This window comes from Streptomyces atroolivaceus (assembly GCF_000717025.1).
Classification (GTDB): Bacteria; Actinomycetota; Actinomycetes; order Streptomycetales; family Streptomycetaceae; genus Streptomyces; species Streptomyces atroolivaceus.
Map to the genome: position 1 here is coordinate 83,512 of NZ_JNXG01000013.1, position 20,572 is coordinate 104,083.

The 20,572-nt window shown below is 72.2% G+C and carries 16 protein-coding genes; 7 read left to right on the top strand and 9 right to left on the bottom strand.

Annotated elements, in window-relative coordinates; genetic code table 11:
- Positions 1–3 precede the first annotated feature (3 nt).
- From OO67_RS23220 to OO67_RS23240, 5 genes are all read right to left on the bottom strand, one after another.
- Positions 4–1,002, bottom strand: coding sequence for a TerC family protein (locus tag OO67_RS23220; RefSeq protein ID WP_033303137.1), 999 nt, complete (start codon positions 1,000–1,002; stop codon positions 4–6).
- Between the two features lie 291 nt (positions 1,003–1,293).
- Positions 1,294–3,228, bottom strand: a complete 1,935-nt coding sequence (locus OO67_RS23225; RefSeq protein WP_033303138.1) for a TerD family protein — start codon at positions 3,226–3,228, stop codon at positions 1,294–1,296.
- Between the two features lie 124 nt (positions 3,229–3,352).
- Entirely contained in the window at positions 3,353–3,931 is a 579-nt protein-coding gene (locus tag OO67_RS23230) for a TerD family protein (RefSeq protein WP_033303139.1), read from the bottom strand.
- Between the two features lie 131 nt (positions 3,932–4,062).
- The gene (uvrB, locus tag OO67_RS23235) at positions 4,063–6,198 is read right to left on the bottom strand and encodes an excinuclease ABC subunit UvrB (protein ID WP_033303140.1); all 2,136 of its coding nucleotides are present in this window, start codon (positions 6,196–6,198) and stop codon (positions 4,063–4,065) included.
- Positions 6,199–6,237: 39 nt separating this feature from the next.
- Complete coding sequence (locus OO67_RS23240; RefSeq protein WP_033303142.1) at positions 6,238–7,110, bottom strand: MHYT domain-containing protein; 873 nt, start codon at positions 7,108–7,110, stop codon at positions 6,238–6,240.
- A gap of 213 nt (positions 7,111–7,323) precedes the next feature.
- Here OO67_RS23240 and OO67_RS23245 point away from each other — a divergent pair, with 213 nt between their 5' ends.
- The 5 genes from OO67_RS23245 (at position 7,324) to OO67_RS23265 (ending at position 12,141) form a co-directional block, all read left to right on the top strand.
- Entirely contained in the window at positions 7,324–8,196 is an 873-nt protein-coding gene (locus OO67_RS23245) for a glycerophosphodiester phosphodiesterase (protein WP_033303143.1), read from the top strand.
- A 49-nt stretch (positions 8,197–8,245) separates the two neighbouring features.
- Positions 8,246–8,791, top strand: coding sequence for a methylated-DNA--[protein]-cysteine S-methyltransferase (locus tag OO67_RS23250; protein WP_033303145.1), 546 nt, complete (start codon positions 8,246–8,248; stop codon positions 8,789–8,791).
- A 79-nt stretch (positions 8,792–8,870) separates the two neighbouring features.
- On the top strand, positions 8,871–10,187 hold the full coding sequence (locus tag OO67_RS23255) for an MFS transporter (RefSeq protein ID WP_078598195.1): 1,317 nt from the start codon (positions 8,871–8,873) through the stop codon (positions 10,185–10,187).
- 68 nt (positions 10,188–10,255) lie between these two features.
- Positions 10,256–11,209 carry a pseudouridine-5'-phosphate glycosidase gene (locus OO67_RS23260; RefSeq protein ID WP_033303150.1) on the top strand — a complete coding sequence of 318 codons (954 nt, stop codon included), beginning with the start codon at positions 10,256–10,258 and terminating at the stop codon, positions 11,207–11,209.
- Entirely contained in the window at positions 11,206–12,141 is a 936-nt protein-coding gene (locus OO67_RS23265; RefSeq protein ID WP_244300298.1) for a carbohydrate kinase family protein, read from the top strand. Before OO67_RS23260 ends, OO67_RS23265 begins: the two co-directional genes overlap by 4 nt.
- 426 nt (positions 12,142–12,567) lie before the next feature.
- Here the strand turns inward: OO67_RS23265 and OO67_RS23275 are convergent, their stop codons facing one another.
- Together OO67_RS23275 and OO67_RS23280 are read right to left on the bottom strand one after the other, a co-directional pair.
- A complete protein-coding gene (locus tag OO67_RS23275) occupies positions 12,568–13,209 on the bottom strand; it encodes a nucleoside/nucleotide kinase family protein (RefSeq protein ID WP_033303408.1) in 642 nt (213 codons plus the stop codon).
- A 237-nt stretch (positions 13,210–13,446) separates the two neighbouring features.
- A complete protein-coding gene (locus tag OO67_RS23280; RefSeq protein WP_033303156.1) occupies positions 13,447–14,145 on the bottom strand; it encodes a winged helix-turn-helix transcriptional regulator in 699 nt (232 codons plus the stop codon).
- A gap of 69 nt (positions 14,146–14,214) precedes the next feature.
- Between OO67_RS23280 and OO67_RS23285 the strand changes: the two genes are divergently transcribed.
- Together OO67_RS23285 and OO67_RS23290 are read left to right on the top strand one after the other, a co-directional pair.
- Positions 14,215–15,426: a pyridoxal phosphate-dependent aminotransferase gene (locus OO67_RS23285; RefSeq protein WP_033303157.1), complete on the top strand. Its 1,212-nt coding sequence runs from the start codon at positions 14,215–14,217 to the stop codon at positions 15,424–15,426.
- Positions 15,423–16,052 (top strand): cysteine peptidase family C39 domain-containing protein, encoded by a 630-nt coding sequence (locus OO67_RS23290; RefSeq protein WP_033303158.1) that lies wholly within the window; start codon positions 15,423–15,425, stop codon positions 16,050–16,052. Before OO67_RS23285 ends, OO67_RS23290 begins: the two co-directional genes overlap by 4 nt.
- Before the next feature lie 154 nt (positions 16,053–16,206).
- On the opposite strand, the gene OO67_RS23295 is transcribed toward OO67_RS23290, so the two are convergent.
- Both OO67_RS23295 and OO67_RS23300 read right to left on the bottom strand, forming a co-directional pair.
- Positions 16,207–17,484: an SWIM zinc finger family protein gene (locus OO67_RS23295; RefSeq protein ID WP_033303159.1), complete on the bottom strand. Its 1,278-nt coding sequence runs from the start codon at positions 17,482–17,484 to the stop codon at positions 16,207–16,209.
- On the bottom strand, positions 17,481–20,471 hold the full coding sequence (locus tag OO67_RS23300) for a DEAD/DEAH box helicase (protein ID WP_033303160.1): 2,991 nt from the start codon (positions 20,469–20,471) through the stop codon (positions 17,481–17,483). The genes OO67_RS23295 and OO67_RS23300 overlap by 4 nt, the downstream gene beginning before the upstream one ends.
- Positions 20,472–20,572: the final 101 nt, after the last annotated feature.

Below are 20,572 nucleotides of genomic sequence, written 5' to 3' on the forward strand. Positions count from 1 at the left end.
GCGCTACTTCTCCGCGCCGACGTTCTCGCTGTCGTCCTTCTTCTCGCCCTTCTCCGCCGCTTCCTGCTTCTTGGAGGCGATGAGGCTGGTGATCGTAGTGATCACCAGGACGCCGCAGATGACGGCGAGGGAGAACGGGATGGAGATCTCCGGGACGTGCACCCCGGACTCGTGCAGGGCGTGCAGCACGAGCTTGACGCCGATGAATCCCAGGATCACCGAGAGCCCGTAGCTGAGGTGGACCAGCTTCTTCAGCAGACCGCCGATGAGGAAGTACAGCTGACGCAGGCCCATCAGGGCGAAGGCGTTGGCGGTGAAGACGATGTACGGGTCCTGGGTCAGGCCGAAGATCGCCGGGATGGAGTCCAGCGCGAACAGCACATCGGTGGTGCCGATGGCGAGCATGACCACCATCAGGGGGGTCATGACGCGCTTGCCGTTGTTCCGGATGAAGAGCTTGGTGCCGTGGTACTTGTCGGCGACACCGAAACGGTGCTCGATCGACTTCAGGAGACGGTTCTCCTCGAACTCGTCCTCCTCGTCGTCGGACCGCGCCTCCTGGATCAGCTTCCAGGCGGTGTAGATCAGGAACGCGCCGAAGATGTAGAAGACCCACGAGAAGTTGGCGATGACCGCGGCACCGGCGGCGATGAAGATCGCACGCAGCACCAGTGCGATCAGCACACCGATGAGCAGAACCCGCTGCTGCAGGTGGGAGGGCACCGAGAACTTCGCCATGATCAGGACGAAGACGAAGAGGTTGTCGACACTGAGCGACTTCTCGGTGATGAAGCCGGCGAAGAACTCGCCCGAGGCCTGGCTCTCTCCGAAGACCAACAGGCCCAGTCCGAAGAGGGCGGCCAGGGCGATCCAGACGATGGTCCAGATCCCGGCTTCCTTGGTCGACACGTCATGGGGCTTGCGCCCGATGAAGAAGTCGACGGCGATGAGGGCGCTCAGACCAAAGATGGTCAGCGCCCAGAGGGTCCATGAAACGTCCACTGCGCCTCCGGCAGTTCGCTACGGGCTATAGATCAGCGTCGTCGCTGCCGGAGGTCTCTTCCACCCGGGAGCGCGGGGTGCGCGCCGGGCCGACGCCCCGGGACCGGTCACAGTCCGTATTGACGGGAACGCCGCGATCGGGAGTACTCCCCTCCGCATCAAGAACAGTACATGAAGCACCAAGAAACGGTAAAGTCCGGACCAAGGTGCAGCCAAAACGCCAGCTCAGGGATCACACGAGGCGTACCCGGCCAGCCTCACCGGTTGCGTACGGCCCGCCCCCACCGGTGTTCAGCGGTAACCCGCGCCCCGCGCCGCGGCGACCAGCGCGAGCACCTGGTCCAGGACGCGGCTGCCCTCCGGCACCCTCAGCGGCTCATAGGTCCACGCGTGGCCCACCCACGGGTCGGCGAGGTGGTCGTCGGCCACGGGGGTGATCCGCAACTGGGACCGCCACAGGGGGTCGAGCACGGGGCCGTAGGCGCGGGCGTCCTCGCGGTCGGCCACCATCAGCAGGTGCACGCCGACCGAGGGCCCCTCGTCGGCCAGATAGCGCAGCTGGGTGACGGCCCTGTCGTCGAAGCCGTGCGGGAAGTCGTTGACGATCAGCAGCTGCTCCCCCGTGTCCAGGTCCGGGGGCAGCGCGTCCGCGGCACCCGCCCTGAGCGCCATCTGCACCAGGTCGACGCGCCGGGTGAGGTGCGCGAGGACCGAGGAAACCCCCTCCGCCCCGGCCGCGGGCGGCCCGGCGAGGACACCGGCGCGGATCAGGGGGGACAGCTGGGCGGCGGCGGAACCGGCCGGATCGATGACGTGCACGGAGAACTCGTCCGACGGGTGGACCGCGAGCAGCCTCGCCGCCAGGGCCACCGCGGTCTCCATCGCCAGCCTCCGGAGCTGGTCCCCGGAAGTCGCCGCGGCCGCCTCGGAGCCCGTACGTCCGCTGTCGATCCAGATCCCTCGCTCCAGGGGCAGCCGCACCAGCAGCGGGATGCGCAGTCCGTTGCCCTCGGGCAGACGGAGGTCGCCGATGCGCATGGCCATCGGGATCTCCATCGGGACGCGGTAGCCGTGCCAGACGGGGTTGTCCCAGCCCGCGTACGCGGCGGGGAGGGCCGGCTCGACGACGGCCGACTCGGCGGCGAGCTGCGCGAGATCACGATCGAGGGCCTCGCGTGCCCGGCCGGTGAGTTCGTCGCGCTTGGCCCTGGCCTGCTCGCGGGCGCGGTCGCCCGCGCCACCGATGCGGCTGCGCGGGTCGGAAAGGGTCCGGTCGAGCTCCTGGTCCATCCGGGACTCGGCGAAGTCGACCGCACTGCGGTACGCGGCGACGGCGCGGGCGAGATCTTCGAACATCCCCCAGATCTGGTTGTAGAGGCGCTCGTCCATGGACCATCCGCCGGCGTCACCGGCGACGGGCTGCGCGGGCTGCCCGGGCGCGGTGGGCGGAGCCGCCGGGGGCGGCGGGGGCGGAGCCGAGGTCTGGCGCCGAGGGTGCGCGTAGTTGATGGGACCGCCCGGAAGGTCCGTGTGCGAGGACGCGGGGTCCGCCAGCGGCTCGGGGGCCTGCGCCGGTGCAGCCGGCCGTCCGTCGTCCGGGGAGGCGGCAGGGCCCGCGGGGTGACGGACCCGCTCGCCGTCGGGCGAGCGGGGCGGCGGCGTCACGGAGCGGGCGAGCCCGGAGGCGACGGCCTCCTGGATGGATGCGGCCAGCTCCGCCGCTCCCGCCACGCCCTGGTCGGCGAGCATCTCGGCGAGCCCGGCGGCATAGCCCTGGCCGACGGCGCGGACCTTCCAGCCGCCCTGGCGGCGGTAGAGCTCCACGGCCGACACCGCGGACTCGGTGTCCAGGCCGGTGAGGGTGAACGTGGCTATCTCGGCACCGTCGAGTCCGGTGACGGCGACGAAGGGCGCGGCGACCGCACCGAATCTGCCAGGCCGCCCGGCCCCCATGGGCAGCGCGAGGAGCACCGTGACGCGGTGCACCTCGTCGGGCAGGGCGTCCAGGTCCACGGCCAGCCGGTGGTCGGCCGCCGCCTGCCTGGACACCTCGAGTCCGGGCACCCGGTGCGACGCCGGATGGGCGACCCACTCGGCGCCACGGACCGTACCCCGCTCGTCCCCGAGCGTGGCCCCGGCCACCACGGGTGAGCCCGCCGAAACCCTGATCTCCAGACGGGTCTGGGGCAAGGTGTGGTTCTGCCCCCGGACCAGCTCGGCCGTCATTGCCCAGTCCCCCTCGACGTTCGGAGTGGTGCCCTGCCATGGGCGCAGCTCCCGGCGGCGGGGCCTCCGGGAGCTGCTCGTACACAAATCTGGGGGCCAGGTGTCGCCCGTGCCCCGGCCGCGCCTACAGGTGCGGCAGGATCGACGGCATCAGGTCCTGGAAGGTCCGGCCGTTGGCCGGGTTGCCGAGGGCGGTCATCTGCCATCCGCTGCCCGCACGGTGCACCTTCGCCATGATCTGCGCCGTGTACTGGCCGCCGCCGTCCAGCGTGTAGCGGGCGAGCTCCTGGCCGTTGGTCTCGTCGACGATGCGGCAGAAGGCGTTCTGCACCTCCTGGAACGTCTGGCCGGTGAACGAGTTCACCGTGAAGACGATCTGGTCGATGTGGACCGGGATCCGCTGCAGATCGACGAGGATGGCCTCGTCGTCGCCGCCCGAGCCCGCGCCGCCGACCAGGTTGTCGCCGGTGTGCTTGACCGATCCATCGTCGCTGACCAGGTGGCGGAAGAACACGACGTCCACGGGCTGCTTGTCGGCGAAGAGCACCGCGGAGGCGTCCAGGTCGATCTCCCGGGTGCGCGAGCCGAACAGTCCGCGGCGCGGGGCCGCCTGCCAGCCGAGCCCCATCCGTACCGCGGTCAGGGTCCCCCCGTCGCTCTTCTGCAGGCTGATGGCCTGACCCTTGGTCATGTTGACCGTCACGCGCTGTCCCCTCTCCGCTTGCCCCGCAACCATCCGTGTGCGGTTTCCCCGCACCCTACGCAGTCCCGGGATACGGGAAGGAGTGGTGGGCCATTTTTGTGTCGGTCCTGCAACATCGCGGGCCCCACGGGTCAGGCCAGCCCCGCCTCCCTCATCTGACGCAGCTCCTTCTTCAGCTCGCCCACCTCGTCCCGGAGCCGGGCGGCCACCTCGAACTGCAGGTCGGCCGCCGCCGCCCGCATGCGGTCCGTCATCTCCTCGATGATCCCCGCGAGCTCCGCGGCGGGCCGGTCGGTGACCACCGCGCCGCCCTTCTTCGCCTTGCCACCGGCGGCCTTGCCCCCTGCGGCGGCCTTGCCTCCGAGCGAGGGGACAGGCGCCTTGGTCTCCTTGCCCTGCCGGTAGCCGGTGCCGAGCAGCTGCTCCGTGTCGACCTCCTCACGGGCGATGGACGCGACGATGTCGTTGATCTTCTTGCGGAGCGGCTGTGGGTCGACCCCGCGCTCGGTGTTGTAGGCGATCTGCTTCTCGCGCCGGCGGTTGGTCTCGTCGATGGCCTGCGCCATCGCGGGGGTGATCTTGTCGGCGTACATGTGGACCTGCCCCGAGACGTTACGGGCGGCACGCCCGATGGTCTGGATCAGGGACGTACCGGACCGCAGGAAGCCCTGCTTGTCCGCGTCCAGGATGGCCACGAGTGACACCTCGGGCAGGTCGAGGCCCTCGCGCAGGAGGTTGATGCCGACCAGGACGTCGTACTCGCCGGAGCGCAGCTCGCGCAGCAGCTCGATGCGGCGCAGGGTGTCGACGTCGCTGTGGAGGTAGCGGACCTGGATGCCCAGCTCGAGGAAGTAGTCCGTGAGGTCCTCGGACATCTTCTTGGTGAGGGTGGTGACCAGGACGCGCTCGTCCTTCTCGGTCCGCTTGCGGATCTCGTGGACCAGGTCGTCGATCTGGCCCTCGGTGGGCTTGACGACGACCTCCGGGTCGACGAGTCCGGTGGGCCGGATGATCTGCTCGACGAAACCGTCGCCCCGGGACATCTCGTACTTCCCGGGTGTGGCGGAGAGGTAGACCGTCTGATTGATGCGGCCCAGGAACTCCTCCCATTTCAGCGGGCGGTTGTCCAGGGCGGACGGCAGCCTGAAGCCGTGGTCGACGAGGGTCCGCTTGCGGGAGGCGTCCCCCTCGTACATCGCGCCGATCTGCGGCACGGTGACGTGCGACTCGTCCAGGACGAGGAGGAAGTCCTCGGGGAAGTAGTCGAGGAGGGTGTGGGGTGCTGTTCCGGGGTCGCGGTCGTCGAAGTGCATCGAGTAGTTCTCGACGCCGGAGCAGGTGCCGATCTGACGGAGCATCTCGATGTCGTACGTCGTGCGCATGCGCAGCCGCTGGGCCTCCAGCATCTTGCCCTGCTTCTCCAGCTCGGCGAGGCGCTGCTCCAGCTCCCTCTCGATGCGGCCGACCGCCCTCTCCATGCGCTCGGGGCCCGCGACGTAGTGGCTGGCGGGGAAGACGTGGAGCGACCGGTCCTCGCTGATGATCTCGCCGGTGAGCGGGTGGAGTGTGGAGAGGGCCTCGATCTCGTCACCGAACATCTCGATGCGGACGGCGAGCTCCTCGTAGACCGGGAAGATCTCGATGGTGTCGCCGCGCACCCGGAAGGTGCCGCGGGTGAACGCCAGGTCGTTGCGGGTGTACTGCATCTCGACGAAGCGGCGCAGCAGCTGGTCGCGATCGATCTCGTCGCCGACCTTGAGCTGGACCATCCGGTCCACGTACTCCTGCGGGGTACCCAGGCCGTAGATGCAGGAGACGGACGCGACCACGACGACGTCGCGGCGGGTGAGCAGCGAATTCGTGGCGGAGTGCCGCAGCCGCTCGACCTCCTCGTTGATCGAGGAGTCCTTCTCGATGTAGGTGTCCGACTGCGGGACGTACGCCTCGGGCTGGTAGTAGTCGTAGTACGAGACGAAGTACTCCACCGCGTTGTTCGGGAGGAGCTCACGGAACTCGTTGGCCAGCTGGGCGGCGAGCGTCTTGTTCGGCGCCATCACCAGGGTGGGGCGCTGCAGCTTCTCGATCATCCAGGCGGTCGTCGCCGACTTGCCCGTGCCGGTCGCGCCGAGCAGGACGACGTCTTTCTCACCTGCGCGGACGCGGCGGTCCAGCTCGGCGATGGCCGCCGGCTGGTCACCGCTGGGCTGATAGGGACTGACGACCTCGAAAGGCGCCACCGAACGTTCGATCTTCGAGACTGGCCGCATGCAACCACCGTACGACCCCCCACTGACAACGGCGGGAGATCAGCGGCTCCGCGACTGCCGGTACGCCTTGCGCGAGGTGGACTCGTGGGGCGGCACGGGGCGGCGCTGGACGGGTATCGAGGTCACCGGGCCACCGCGCGCCGGAGCGCGGCCGGGCACCCGCCCGGCCCCTTCGGGGGTACCGGTCACCACGAGGGGGTCGATCATCACGACCACCGCGGCGAGCAGCAGGAAGACGCCCGGCCCGATCATCATCGGCAGGAGGAGCGAGGTGGGGGCCTCGCCCGGCCCCGACGGCGCCGCGTCCGGGTGCAGGTGGACCTGGAGCGCGGCCATTCCCGTGTAGTGCATCCCGCTCACCGCCACTCCCATGACCACGCTGGCGCCGAGGCTGGGGAGGAAGCCGTGGATCGAGACGGCCGCCCACAGCGAGGCGGTCGCGGCCACCACCGCGATGACGACCGAGAGCGAGACGGTGAGCGTGTCGTACTCGAACGCTCCCTCGAAGTTCATTCCGGCCATGCCGAGGTAGTGCATGGAGGCGACCCCGAGGCCGGTGATCGTCCCGCCGGTGACGAGTGCCATGCGGGTGGCGCCCCGGTAGCCGACGAGGAAGATGCCGATCCCCACCATGCCGACCCCCACGGCGAGGCTGGCGTAGGTGAGAGGCCTGTCGTAGCTCACCGGCGCCTCCCGGACGGTGAAGCCCAGCATCGCGATGAAGTGCATCGTCCATATGCCGGATCCGATGGAGGTCGCGCCGAGGGCCAGCCAGCCGGCTCTGGACGCACCCCTGGTGCGCAGGGACCGCGTGGTGCACCGGAGACCGAGTGCGGCGCCGAGGCATGCCATGAGGAAGGCCGTGACCGGGGTCACGAGGCCGTAGGTGAATCCGTCAACTGTGCCCTGCATGCTGGTACGCCCTTCGCGGTGTGCCCGGGTTCGGGGTGACCCTAAAGGGCAAGGCCCGGCAAGCAAACATAAGAACGGCATTTTATCCGCCTCCGGCCCTCCGCGGATTCGGTGCCTGACATTCCGTTCACAACATGGCCATCATCGCCCTCCCGCCCGTTCGGGAACGGATGCGAGTCTCTCCCTGTCCGCACCCCGACGCGAGGAGTACACGTGTCCGTACGCACAGCAACCACCTCCGGCGCCGTAGCCGCCCTGCTCGGCGGCTGCGTCCTGCTGCCCGCCGCCCAGGCGCAGGCGTCCGGCGCCCAGGACAGCCCGGTCGTCTACGCCCACCGGGGCGCTTCCGCCTACGCCCCGGAGAACACCCTCGCGGCTGTGGACGCGGCCGACGATCTGGGCATCGCCTGGGTGGAGAACGACGTGCAGCGCACCAAGGACGGTGTGCTGGTCGTCGTGCACGACACCACGCTGAGCAGGACCACCGACGCCGAGGAGGTCTTCCCCGGCCGTGCGCCCTGGGCGGTCAAGGACTTCACCGCGGCGGAGATCGCGGAACTGGACGCGGGCAGCTGGTTCGGGGCCGGCTTCGCGGGGGCCCGGGTGCCGACGCTCTCGCAGTACCTGGACCGCGTCGAGCGCAACCGCCAGAAGCTGCTCCTGGAGATCAAGAGCCCTCAGACGTACCCGGGGATCGAGAGGGAGATCCTGCGCGTACTGCGTCAGGAGGGCTGGCTCGACCGCGGTCACGTCAAGCACAGGCTGGTCATCCAGAGCTTCGGTGCAGAGAGTGTGAAAAATGTTCACGTTCTGCGTCCGGACGTCGTCACGGGCTTCCTGGGCACCCCGGCGGTGGCCGATCTGCCCTCGTACGCGGCGTTCACCGACCAGATCAATCCGTCGCACACCACCCTCAGTGCCGGCTACGTCGCCGCGGTGCAGAAGCTGAAGGGCGCGCACGGCAAGCCGCTCCGGGTGAACACCTGGACGGTGAACGACGCGGCGAAGGCGGCCCAGGTGGCCGGCTTCGGAGTGGACGGCATCATCACCGACAAGCCCGACACGGTCCGGGACGCCACCCGCTGAGCATCCCGGCGGGCCGGCGTTGTCGGTGGGCGGTCGTACGGTGGGCTGCGTGGAGAGCAACGAGCAGGTCGTGGAGTGGTCCGTCGTGCCGAGCGGTATCGGCCCCCTCCTGCTCGCCGCGACCCCTGCGGGTCTGGTGACCGTGGTGTTCCACGCGCGCCCCGCGGTCCGGGACGGAGCACTCGCACAGCTGCGGACACGGCTGGGCGCGGAGCCGGTGGAAGCACCGGACTCCGCGCTGCTGGCCGAGCCCGTGCGCCAGCTCGCGGCGTATTTCGCCGGGGAGCTGCGGGGGTTCTCACTCGCTCTGGACTGGTCCCTGAGCTCCGGCTTCCACCGCGAGGTGCTCCGCGAGCTCGCCGCCCACGTGCCCTTCGGGACGGTCGTGGGCTACGGGGACCTGGCGCGCAGGGTCGGTCAGCCGGGCGCAGCCCAGGCGGTGGGGGCGGCCATGGGTTCCAACCCGCTGCCGGTGGTGGTCCCGTGCCACCGGGTGGTGGAGAGCGACGGAGGGCTCGGCGGGTTCGGCGGCGGGCTGGAGACGAAGCGGCGACTGCTGGCGCTCGAGGGGATACTCCCGCAGCCGCTGTTCTGAACACCGGCCGTCCGACGCCGTGGGCGCGTCACCACCCGGAACCGCGCCCCGGCGCAGCACCGCCGTGTCCCGTCGCTCCATGTCGCCCGGCCGTACGAGCTGGCACACTGCGGCGGTGACGTCAGCGTTCCCCCCATCCCGGATCACATCCGCCGAACTCCCGGCCCTCCGGCGCCGGATATCCGCCGTACTCATCGGCAGCCAGGTACTCGGCGGCCTGGGCGTGGCCGTCGGTATCGCCCTCGCCCCGGTCCTGGCGGCCGAGGTGAGTGGTTCCGAAGCCCTCTCGGGGCTCGGTCCGACCTCCTCCGTGGCGGGCACCGCACTGCTGTCGCTGCCGCTGGCCGCCCTGATGACCTCGCGGGGCCGGCGTGCCGGCCTCGTACTGGCCTACCTGGTCGGGGCCATCGGGGCGTTCCTCGTGGTGACCGCTTCCGTCCTGGGCAGTTTCCCGCTGCTGCTGCTCGGTATGGCCGGATTCGGTGCGGGCTCGTCGGCCAATCTCCAGGCACGCTTCGCTGCGGCCGACCTCGCGGAGCCGGAGCGGCGCGCCCGGGCGATCTCCACCGTCATCTGGGCCACCACCTTCGGTTCGGTGCTCGGCCCCAACGTCGCCGCCCCCGCGAGCCGCGTGTTCCAGGGCACCTCAGTGCCGGAGACGGCGGGGCCCTTCGCATGGTCCTGTGTCATCTTCCTGCTCACCGGTGCCCTGGTCGCCGTGCTGCTCCGCCCCGATCCGCTGCTGACCGCCCGGGCGCTCGCCTCCGAGGACACGACAGCCGTCGCCGGCCGCTCGCTGCGGGCGGGGATCGCGGTGGTGCGTGCTGCCCCGATGGCACGGCTGGCACTCGTGACCGTCGCCGTGTCCCACACCGTGATGGTGTCCATCATGGTCATGACCCCTGTCCATCTGGGGCACCACGGCGCGGACATCCAGCTGATCGGCCTGGTCATCAGCGGACACATCGCGGGCATGTACGCGTTCTCCCCCGTCATGGGCTGGCTCGCCGACCGGGTCGGCCGGCTCTCCGTCATCGGACTGGCCGCCGGACTGCTGTGCTGCGCGGCACTGTTGGCCGGGACGTCGGGCGAAGGACACGTCCGGACGGCCGCAGGCCTGTTCGTCCTGGGTCTCGGCTGGTCGGCGGGCCTGGTCGCCGGCTCGGCGCTGCTCACCGACTCCGTACCGCAGGAAGCGCGGGCCGCCGTGCAGGGACTCTCCGACCTGACGATGAACACGGCGGCCGGCATCGGCGGCGCCGTCGCCGGAGTGATCGTCTCCCGGCTCGGCTACGGATGGCTCAACGCGGTCGCCGCCTGCCTCCTCCTGCCGATGTCCGCGCTCGCCCTGCGCAGGGCCGTGGCCCGTACGGCCCCGGATTCCGCGAAGGCCTGACCGGCCGGGCTTCGACGGCCCGGCCGCCGGGGGTTTGCGGCCCCCCTGCCGGCGACAGAGATGGGGGCATGCCTCAGAATCCACCGGCACCCCTGTCGCAGGAAACCGGACGCAGCGCCTTCGTGCTCTCCGAAGAGGTGCGGGAGGCCCTCGACGAAGGGCGGCCCGTGGTCGCCCTGGAGTCGACGATCATCGCGCACGGACTTCCGCGGCCCCGCAATCTCCAGGTGGCCAGGGAGCTGGAGGACCTCGTGCGGAAGGCCGGCGCGGTGCCGGCCACGGTCGCCGTGCTGGACGGCCGGGCCCATGTGGGCCTGGACGGCACCCGGTTGGAGCGGATCGCAGGGGACCCCGGTGTCCGCAAGCTGGGACACCGCGATCTCGCCCCCGCGCTGGCCCTGGGCGCGAGCGGGGCCACCACCGTGTCCGCGACGGCCTTCCTCGCCGCGCGGGCCGGTCTGGGCGTCTTCGCGACCGGCGGGCTCGGCGGCGTACACCGCGAGTGGACGCAGACGCAGGACGAGTCCGCGGACCTCCGGCTGCTCGCCGGGACCGGGATCACGGTGGTGTGCGCGGGTGTGAAGTCGATCCTGGACGTGCCCGCCACGCTGCAGCGCCTGGAGACGCTGGGTGTCGGCGTGCTGGGATTCCGGACGGAGCACTTCCCCGGCTTCTACCTGAGCAGCTCCGGCGAGCGGGTCGACTGGACGGTCGGCACGCCGGAGGACGTCGCGGAGGTCATGCGGGCCCGGGAGCTGCTGGGCGGCCCGCCCACGGCACTGATCGTCGCCAACCCCGTGCCGGAGGCGGAGCAGCTGGACCCGGCGACGCACGACCGGGTGCTCGCCGGGGCCCTGGAGGCGTGCCGGAGGCGGGGGATCACGGGGCAGGCCGTCACCCCGTTCCTGCTGGAGTACCTGATGCGGGAGACCGGGGGCGCGTCCCTGGAGGCCAACCTCGCCGCCGTGCGCGGGAATGTGCGACTGGCCGCGCGGATCGCCGTGGCGGCGGCCGCGCGGTGAGCGCGAGCGGTGGCACGCCCGGCGGGAACGGCCGCGCGGTGGGCGGAGGCGGCCTGCTCGTGGTCGGGGAGGTGGTGACCGATGTGGTCGTACGGCATACCTCGGCACCGCTGCACGGTACGGACACGCCCGCGCGCATCACCACGCTGCCGGGGGGTGCGGGAGCCAACGTGGCGTGCTGGGCCGCGCGTTCGGGATGCCGGGATGTCCGGCTGCTCGCCCGGGCCGGGGCCGATTCCGCGGCCTGGCACCGGGCCGCGCTGCGACGGGCGGGCGTGCGTCCGCTGCTGGGCGTGGACGAGGACGCCCCGACCGGCACGGTGGTGGCTCTGGTCGACCCCTCTTCGGAGCGCACCTTCCTCACCGACAGCGGGGCGGTCCTGCGCCTCTCCCCCGGTGAGTGGTCGCCCTCGCTGCTCGACGGTGCCGCCCGGCTCCACGTGTCCGGCTATCTCCTCTTCGCACCGACGAGCCGGGCGACGGCGGCGCTCGCGCTGCGGGACGCCCGGCGGCGGGGCGTCCCGGTGAGTGTGGATCCGGCTTCGGCCGGGTTCCTCGCGGGAGCGGGCGCGCCGGCGTTCCTGGATCTGGTCGAGGGGGTCGATCTGTTGCTGCCCAACGCGGACGAGGCCCGCGAGCTCACCGGTCTGCCGGACCCCTCGGACGCGGCGGCCAAGCTGAGCCGTCATGCGGGCCGGGTCGCCGTCACACTCGGGGACCGGGGTGTCCTGCTGGCGGCCGGCGGCACGGTCACCGCGCGCGTGCCCGCCGCGCCGGTCGGAGCACCGGTCGACTCGACCGGCGCGGGGGACGCCTTCACCGGGGGTTTTCTGGCGGCGCTCATCGCCGGGGCCGACGACGTGTCGGCGGCCGCGGCGGGATGCCGGGCAGGCGCGGAAGCGGTCGCCCTGGTCGGGGGCCGGCCGGTGTGAGCCGTCGCTTCGGAGCCGCGAGGGGTGCAGCTGTCCGGGCCCATGACACGCAGGGTGTGCAGGCCGTCCCGGGTGGCCGGCGGCATGGGCCGGCCACCCGGGCGCGACGGCGGTACCCCTCGGCAGGAGGCCGCCCCTCGGGGATCCGTGCGATGCCGGTCCTGGGCGGGCCGGCGGGACATGACGGCCCGGGACGTCCGATTCCTTGCGGCAGCGATCCGCACAGGAACGGCCTGACCGCGCCCTGCCTCCCCGATCCCGGGAAGGCAGGGACGGCGTCCGAGGCTCCGGCCACCGATGCGGGCGTGGACACACTCGCCACACGCGTCGTCGACACCCTGCTGCACGGAGTCGGCAGGGCGGACACACCCTGAGGGAACCGGTGCGGCGGGCGGGCCGGGCCGAACGCGCCCGGTGGCGGCGGTCCTAGGCGCCGAGCCCCGTCCAGGCGGGACGGCGGGGGTCGTCGGCCCGTACGACCGCGTCCGCCCGTCCGGCCGGGGCGACCTCGTCCTCGTACCGGGCGAAGGCGGGCAGCGTCCACCGCTCGCCCTCCTCCGTACGCCGTCGCAGCGCGCCCGGCGAGAGGCTCAGGTGGATTCCGAGGTCGAACGGGAACCACTGCCCGAGGAGCAGCGGCCCGTGCAGGATCAGCACCCCGCCCTCGGGCAGCACCTGGTACGGGCTGCGGGTCGCCCGGTCCGTCCCGGGGTCCCAGAGATCGGGCAGGACCCGTCCACTGCCGCCCGCTTCGAGCGGGCGGAACACCTCGCGCCACAGCGCCCCGGTGTCGAACCAGCTGTCGGCGTACGAGTCCGGGTCCTCCTTGCCGTACTCGTAGCGCAGGCTGGCAGGGCGCAGGAAACCACCCGTGGAGACGGTGAGCACCGGGCGCCCGCGGGCGCGCAGCGCCTCGGCGAGGTGCGCCGCGGCTTCTTCGGGACGGGCGGCAGGAGCGCCGTCGACGCCCACCCTCAGCCAGGCCCCGCCGTCGGCCGGTTCGAGTCCGTCGGCGTGAGCGGCGAGGGTGCGGGCCAGCCGCTCCCAGGTGATGGGTTCGAAGTGCACGCATCCATCATGGACCTGTCGCGCCACCATCCGCCTGGACCTCCCCTTCGGGGCGGCCCGGTCGTGGCGGGTTTCGGCGGCGTGAGGCGAGACGCCCGCCGGCCGGCCGGGTTCCGCACCCACGTCGCCCCGGACCGCCGTGACGGTGCCGTGGAGGTCCGCCCCGGCCCCGATGAACCACTCATCGGCACGAGCCGGTGAACGCACCTGCGTCACCGCCGAGTTGTGCCGAAGGTGTCAGGCTCCGGGGTGCCCACCGCCGCGGAGCTCATCGGCGAGCGGTCCTTCACCGAGCACCTTCGCCCGGCCCTCCTCGACCGCCTCCGCGAGGGTGCACCCACCGCGTCCGAGCTCCAGGACGACTTCCGCGTCCAGCACGAGGCACGCGTCCGGGCGGTCCGCCGGGCCGTAGCCGTACGCATCGCCTCCCCCCGCCTCCGCGCCGGTACGGATATGGAACTCGCCCTCCGCGAGCCTGACTTCGACCACTCCCCCGTGGGTGAGGCGATCGAGGGCACGCAGCAGCGGCAGCGCGAACCAGTGGGCCCTGACCGCGTCCGTGGGGCGGCGTTCACCGAGCGCCGGCGCGCCCCACCGGTCGAGCGCGGCCAGGACCGGGAGCAGACCACGGCCACGCTCGGTCAGTTCGTAGACCGCCGCGGCCGCGGGGGGCGGCAGGCGGCGGCGCACGGCCAGGCCACCCTGCTCCATGTCCTTGAGCCGGGAGGCGAGCACATCCGTGCTGACCCCGGGCAGATCGGCGTGCAGATCCGTGTACCGGCGCGGACCGGCCAGCAGTTCACGGACGATCAGCAGGGTCCACCGGTCACCGACGGAGTCGAGGGCGCGGGCGGTGGCGCAGAACTGGTCGTAGCTCCGGCGGCGGGCGGGGCGGGCGGGCTGCTGCTGACGTGGCATGCGACGCAGTCTAGACATGTTGTTGGACTTTCCAAGCCCGAACTTGGTAAAACCAAGTATCGCAATTCAGGCTCGGGGAGGCACCGCATGGAGTTCCGGCAGTCCAGCAAGCTCAACGAGGTCTGTTACGAGATCCGGGGCCCGGTCATCGAGCAGGCCAACGCCCTGGAGGAGGCGGGCCACAGTGTGCTCCGGCTCAACACGGGCAACCCGGCCCTCTTCGGCTTCGAGGCGCCGGAGGAGATCGTCCAGGACATGATCCGGATGCTCCCGCAGGCACACGGCTACACCGATTCGCGCGGCATCCTGTCCGCACGCCGCGCCGTCGCGCAGCGCTATCAGGCGATGGGGCTGACCGATGTCGACGTCGACGACATCTTCCTCGGCAACGGGGTCTCCGAGCTGATCTCCATGGCCGTGCAAGGGCTCCTGGAGGACGGCGACGAGATCCTGATCCCGAGCCCCGACTATCCGCTGTGGACCGCCGTCACCACGCTCGCGGGCGGGAAGGCGGTGCACTACACGTGCGACGAGGGGGCGGACTGGAACCCGGACCTCGCCGACATGGCCTCCAAGATCACCGACCGCACCCGGGCGATGGTGATCATCAACCCGAACAACCCGACGGGCGCCGTCTACCCCCGCGAAGTCCTCGACGGCATGCTCGACCTGGCGCGCCGGCACGGGCTGATGGTCTTCGCCGACGAGATCTACGACCAGATCCTGTACGACGACGCCGAGCACCACAGCGTGGCGGTCCTGGCGCCGGATCTGCTCTGCCTCACCTTCAGCGGACTGTCCAAGACGTACCGCGTCGCGGGCTTCCGCTCGGGCTGGATGGTGGTGTCGGGCCCTCAGCAGCACGCCCGCAGCTACCTGGAGGGGCTCACCATGCTCGCCTCCATGCGGCTGTGCCCCAACGCCCCCGCGCAGTACGCCATCCAGGCCGCACTCGGTGGCCGGCAGACGATCCGGGACCTCGTCGCCCCGGGTGGCAGGCTCCACGAGCAGCGCAACCGGGCTTGGGAGCGGCTCAACGAGATCCCCGGGGTGTCGTGCGTGAAGCCGAAGGGCGCCCTGTACGCCTTCCCGCGTATCGATCCCAAGGTGCACGACATCGTCGATGACGAACGGTTCGTCCTGGATCTGCTGCTGCGGGAGAAGATCCAGGTGGTGCAGGGCACCGGCTTCAACTGGCCGCGTCCGGACCACTTCCGCATCCTCACCCTGCCGCACGCCGACGACCTGGACGCGGCGATCAGCCGCATCGGCCGCTTCCTGAACGGATACCGCCAGTGACCTGCCCGGCCTGCCGCACCCCTGTGCACACACAGTTCGCCTCGCCCGGCCTGGTGCAGGCGATCGTGGAGGGCGGGCTCGATCCCGCGGAGGACCCCCGCTGGCCGGACTCGGGTGCGGCGTCACCCGCCGAGTACGCGCGCTGGGCAGGCCATCTGTGCGGTATGGCCTGCCTGCGGATGGCTCTCGGCACCGGCGCGCCGTCCCAGTTCGCCCTGCGGGACGGGGCGTTGAGGTACGACGCGTACACCGAGGACGCCGACGGGGTGATCAAGGGACTGGTCTACGCCCCCTTCGCCCGGTACGTGTCCGAGGTCCACGGCCTCGACGCGGTCGTCCACCGGCACCTCTCCCCCGCCGGAATCCTGGACCTCCTGGACGAGGGGCGACGGGTGATGACGTCCGTGCACTTCGGGATCCGGCACCCGGACCAGCCCGCTCCGGGGCGCGGTGGCCATCTGGTGCTGCTGACCTCCCGGACGGCGGACGGGGCCGGTGTCCACTTCCACAACCCGTCGGGGACGACGGCCACGACGCGCGCGGCCGATCTTCCGCTGTCTGTCTTCGAGCGGTTCTTCGCCGGCCGCGGGGTCTCCCTTCCCGGCCTCCCGGCAACAGGCGCGTAGCAGCTCGGCGTCACGGGTGGCCCGGCCGGGATCCTCAGGTTCCCTCCGGTGGGTGTGGGACACCCCCGGCTGGACGAGGAACGCGCCCTCGCCGACTTCCGCGGCACCGGCGCTCCCGGGCCGTGCACCGGACGGGCCGCCCCCGCGCGGATGTTCAGCCCCGCAGGGCCGTGAGGGCGGCGACCGGGTCGGGGTCCGGCGTGGCCCTGGGCCACCAGTCGTCCTGGCCCGGGTCGGATTCGTAGCCGTACCAGCGGCTGTCGTGGCCGAAGCGGAGCTGGAGGGTGCCCCCGGCGTTGGTCAGATGGTTGCGCCAGGGCTGGAAGCGCGGGAAGTCGGCCGCGGCGAGGGCGGGTCTGGCCCGGTCGAACGGGCCCGCCGGCGGGTCCCACGGGCTTTCCAGCACCTCCAGCCCCTCCGCGCCGCCCTGCCGCCAGGCGGCGACGGCCCGGGCCAGGTCCGTCGTGCTGCGACCTGTGGCGAAGGCCAGCTCGCGGTAGAGCGCCCGGGTCGTGGCGGTGAGCCCTGCGGTGGGGCGGGACGCGGCGATCCGTACGGCGTCCTGCCAGGTGCTGAGCCCGGCGAGCGGGTCGTCGCCGGTGGTGAGCAGCGCGTGGGCGCGGGCCGCCGCGTCCGCGGCGAGGTGGTCGAGGCCGAGCGGATCGCGCGCGCCGGGCAGCTCCGGGTAGGACGGCGGCACGCCGGGGTACGGCGGCACCGGCAGGGGCGCGGGCAGCGGCGGCAGGAACCGGCCGGCAAGGGCGTCACCGGCCGCGACGGAGGGCATGGCGGGGGTCTCCGGGCGCTCACGCGCGGAGTGCTCGGCGTTGCGGCGGCCCAGCTCGTCGAGGAGCTCACGCTCGCCCCGGCCGCGCATCAGCAGGAGGACGAACGGGTCACTGTCCAGGAGCCGGGCCGTCTGGAAACAGAGCGCCGCCACGTGCTTGCAGGGCCAGCCCCGGTCCGGGCAGGAGCAGTCCGGGTCAAGGTCACCGGCGGCGGGCAGCAGGCGGATGCCGGCCTCGCCGGCCGTGTCGACCAGGGAGTGCGGCATCTCCTTGTCGAGGAGCGCGGACAGATGCCCCGGCCGGGCCGCGACGGCGTCCAGGAACGTGTCCCAGTCCGAGGCCGGCAACGTGCGCAGGCGCAGCTCCGCGCGGTAGGGGCGGGGGCGGCTGCCGTGGACGTAGGCGATGACCCGGCCGGGGGTAACGGTGACCGCTGCGACATGACCGCCGTCGGCGTACGTACGGCCGCGGGCGAGGCGTCCCTCGTCCATCGACAGGGATTCCAGGGCCTCCACCCAGGCCCGGCCCCACCAGCTTTCCGCGAAGGGCCCGTCGGCGTCGGAGACACGGGCGGGCACGGCTTCAAAGGTACGCCGCAGATCGTCGGGGCCCGGGCGGGCCGCGGGGCTCCCACCGGGCCTCATGGCGTCCGCCGGAGTGACACGAGGTCGGCCAGATCACGGTCGCTGAGCTCTGTCAGGGCGGCCTCGCCGGTACCGAGCACCGCGTCGGCGAGTGCCCGCTTGGACTCCAGCAGTTCGCCGATCCGGTCCTCGACGGTGCCCTCGGCGATCAGCCGGTGCACCTGCACGGGCTGCGTCTGGCCGATGCGGTACGCACGGTCGGTGGCCTGCTCCTCGACCGCCGGGTTCCACCACCGGTCGTAGTGGATGACATGGGCGGCCCGGGTGAGGTTCAGTCCCGTGCCCGCCGCCTTGAGGGAGAGCAGGAAGACGGGCACCTCACCTGACTGGAAGCTGTCCACCATCCGTTCGCGCTCGGGCACCGGCGTGCCGCCGTGCAACAGCTGGGAGGGGATCGCGCGGGAGCCGAGGTGGGCGGAGAGGAGCCGGGCCATCGACACGTACTGGGTGAAGATCAGGACGGAGCCGTCCTCGGAGAGGATGGTGTCGAGGAGCTCGTCGAGCAGGGCGAGCTTGCCGGAACGTCCCGGGAGCCGGGTCGGCTCCTCCTTCAGATACTGCGCGGGGTGATTGCAGATCTGCTTGAGCGAGCCCAGCAGCTTCATGATCAGCCCGCGCCGCGCGATGCCCTCCGACTGCTCGATGTACGCCATCGTCTCCCGGACGGCCGCCTCGTAGAGCGTGGCCTGTTCCCGGGTGAGGAAGACGGGGTGGTCGGTCTCGGTCTTGGGCGGCAGTTCGGGCGCGATGCCCGGGTCGGACTTCTTGCGGCGCAGCAGGAAGGGGCGGACCAGCCGGGAGAGCCGCTCGACCGCCTCCTCGTTGCCCAGGCCCGCGGCGGTGCCGGTGTTCTCGACGATCCTGGCGTGCCGGGAACGGAACGCCTTGAGCGGACCGAGCAGGCCGGGGGTGGTCCAGTCGAGCAGCGCCCACAGCTCGGAGAGGTTGTTCTCGACGGGGGTGCCGGTCAGGGCGACGCGGGCCGGGGCGGGGATGGTGCGCAGCGCTCTGGCCGTCGAGGAGTGCGGATTCTTGACGTGCTGCGCCTCGTCGGCGACGACCAGCCCCCAGGTGTGTCCGGCGAGCTGCTCCGCACCGGAGCGCATCGTGCCGTAGGTCGTGAGGACGAAGCCGCCGTCGGAGCCGCCGAGGGTGCGGTCGGTGCCGTGGAAACGGCGCACGGGGACGCCCGGCGCGAAGCGGTTGATCTCACGGTGCCAGTTGCCGAGAAGGGACGCGGGACAGACGACGAGGGTGGGGGCGGCATGGGCGCGGTGCAGATGGAGCGCGATGACGGTGATCGTCTTGCCCAGGCCCATGTCGTCGGCGAGGCAGCCGCCGAGTCCGAGCGAGGTCATGCGGTCAAGCCAGGCCAGGCCACGGAGCTGGTAGTCGCGGAGGGTGGCGTCGAGGCCGGGCGGCGCCGGGAGGGTGGCGTCCTCGTCCAGGATGCGCGCGCGGAGCGCGGCGAGGGCTCCGGCGGGGACGGCCTCGACCTGTTCGCCGTCGACCTCGGCGCTGCCGGTGAGGGCGACGGCGAGCGCGTCCACCGGGTCCAGGAGGCCCAGCTCCCGCTTCCGTGCCTTGCGCACGAGCGCGGGATCCACGACGACCCACTGGTCGCGCAGCCGCACCACCGGCCGGTGTGCCTCGGCGAGGGTGTCCATCTCCGCCTCGGTGAGGTGGTCGTCGCCCAGGGAGAGCTGCCAGTTGAACGAGAAGAGCTGTTCGGCGTCGAAGAACGAGGTGCCGTCGGTGGCCGAGCCCGGTGCGGGCCGGACGACGGCTGCCGCGGTGAGCGAGCGGGCGAGCTCACGGGGCCAGTGGAGCGCCACCCCTGCCGCCGCGAGCCGCGCTCCGGCCGCGCCGATCAGCTCGTAGAGCTCGTCCTCGGTGACGGCGAGCACGTCGGGGACGGGCTGGTCGAGCAGCCGCTCCAGCGGCGGCCAGACACGGGCGGCGCGGCGCAGGGCGAGCACGGCGTCGATCCGGGCCCTCGGCCCGAAGGGCTCGCCCGCCCCGCCGTTCCACAGCGTGGCCGCGTCGGTGACGTAGGTCGGGTCGGCCAGGCTGTGCACCTGGGTGACGGCCGCCGCGGCATGGCGTGTGGCCGCGGGGGTGCCGGGCGCGTCCTCGTCCGCCGCTCCCCCGGTGGAGCCGCCGTCCGCCGCCTCTTCGGCGGCGCCACCGTCCGCCGCTTCCCCGGTGGAGCCGGAGGAGTCGAAGAGGTCGTACGCGGAGAGGTCGAGCCGGAGCGAGACGCGCACCCCCGCGTCGAGTCCGGCGGCCACCTCCACAGCCCAGGCCCGGGCGTCCGGGAGGTGCTGTGCCTCGCGGGCGGCGAACGGCGCTCCCATGGCGTGGGCCGCGGCGGGGGTCCGGGGCAGGGTGTCGGCGACGGCGTCGAGGAAGGCGCCGAGCAGCGCGCGCGGTTCCGGGACCCGCAGGGGTGTGCCGTCCAGCGGGACCGCGTGGCCCTCGGGCGGCATCGAGGCGGCGACGGCCCTCAGATGGGCGATGTCCTCCGCGTCACGCGGTCCGGCCCGCCAGGCGTCGTTGTCACCGGCCGTCAGGCCGGGCAGGAGCCTGCCGCGCGCCACGAGGGTGAGGGCGTGCAGGGCGGCCGCTCCCCACGCGCGGGTGGCGGGATGGGCCACGGCACGGTGCCGGGCGCGCGCGAGCAAGGGCACCGCGTCCGCGACGGGAAGCGCCACGGCGGGCACGGTGCGGGTGCGGACACCGTCCGTGTCGTGGCGGCCGACGACCGTGAGCTCGGTGAGGGTGAGGTCCGGGCGGGCGGCGGGAGACAGAGCGTCGTGGCGGGAGGGCTCGGTGACGGGGAACGCCCCGCCGGAACCCGTGAGGCCGACGCTTCCTTCCGGGTCCCAGAACGCGATCCGGCCGTCCCGGGGAAGCTCCGACGGCAGGAAGACCGCGGCGCACCTCAGCAGCCGGTCGGCGGTGACGTCCTGCGTCTGCCGTGCCATGTCCGCCGCCCCCTCCTGCCTCGGTCCGGTCGCGCTTCTCCTGTTCTCGTGAGTCTAGGCGGGGGGTGTGACAGCGCCCGCCCCGGCCGTGTCTCCACAGG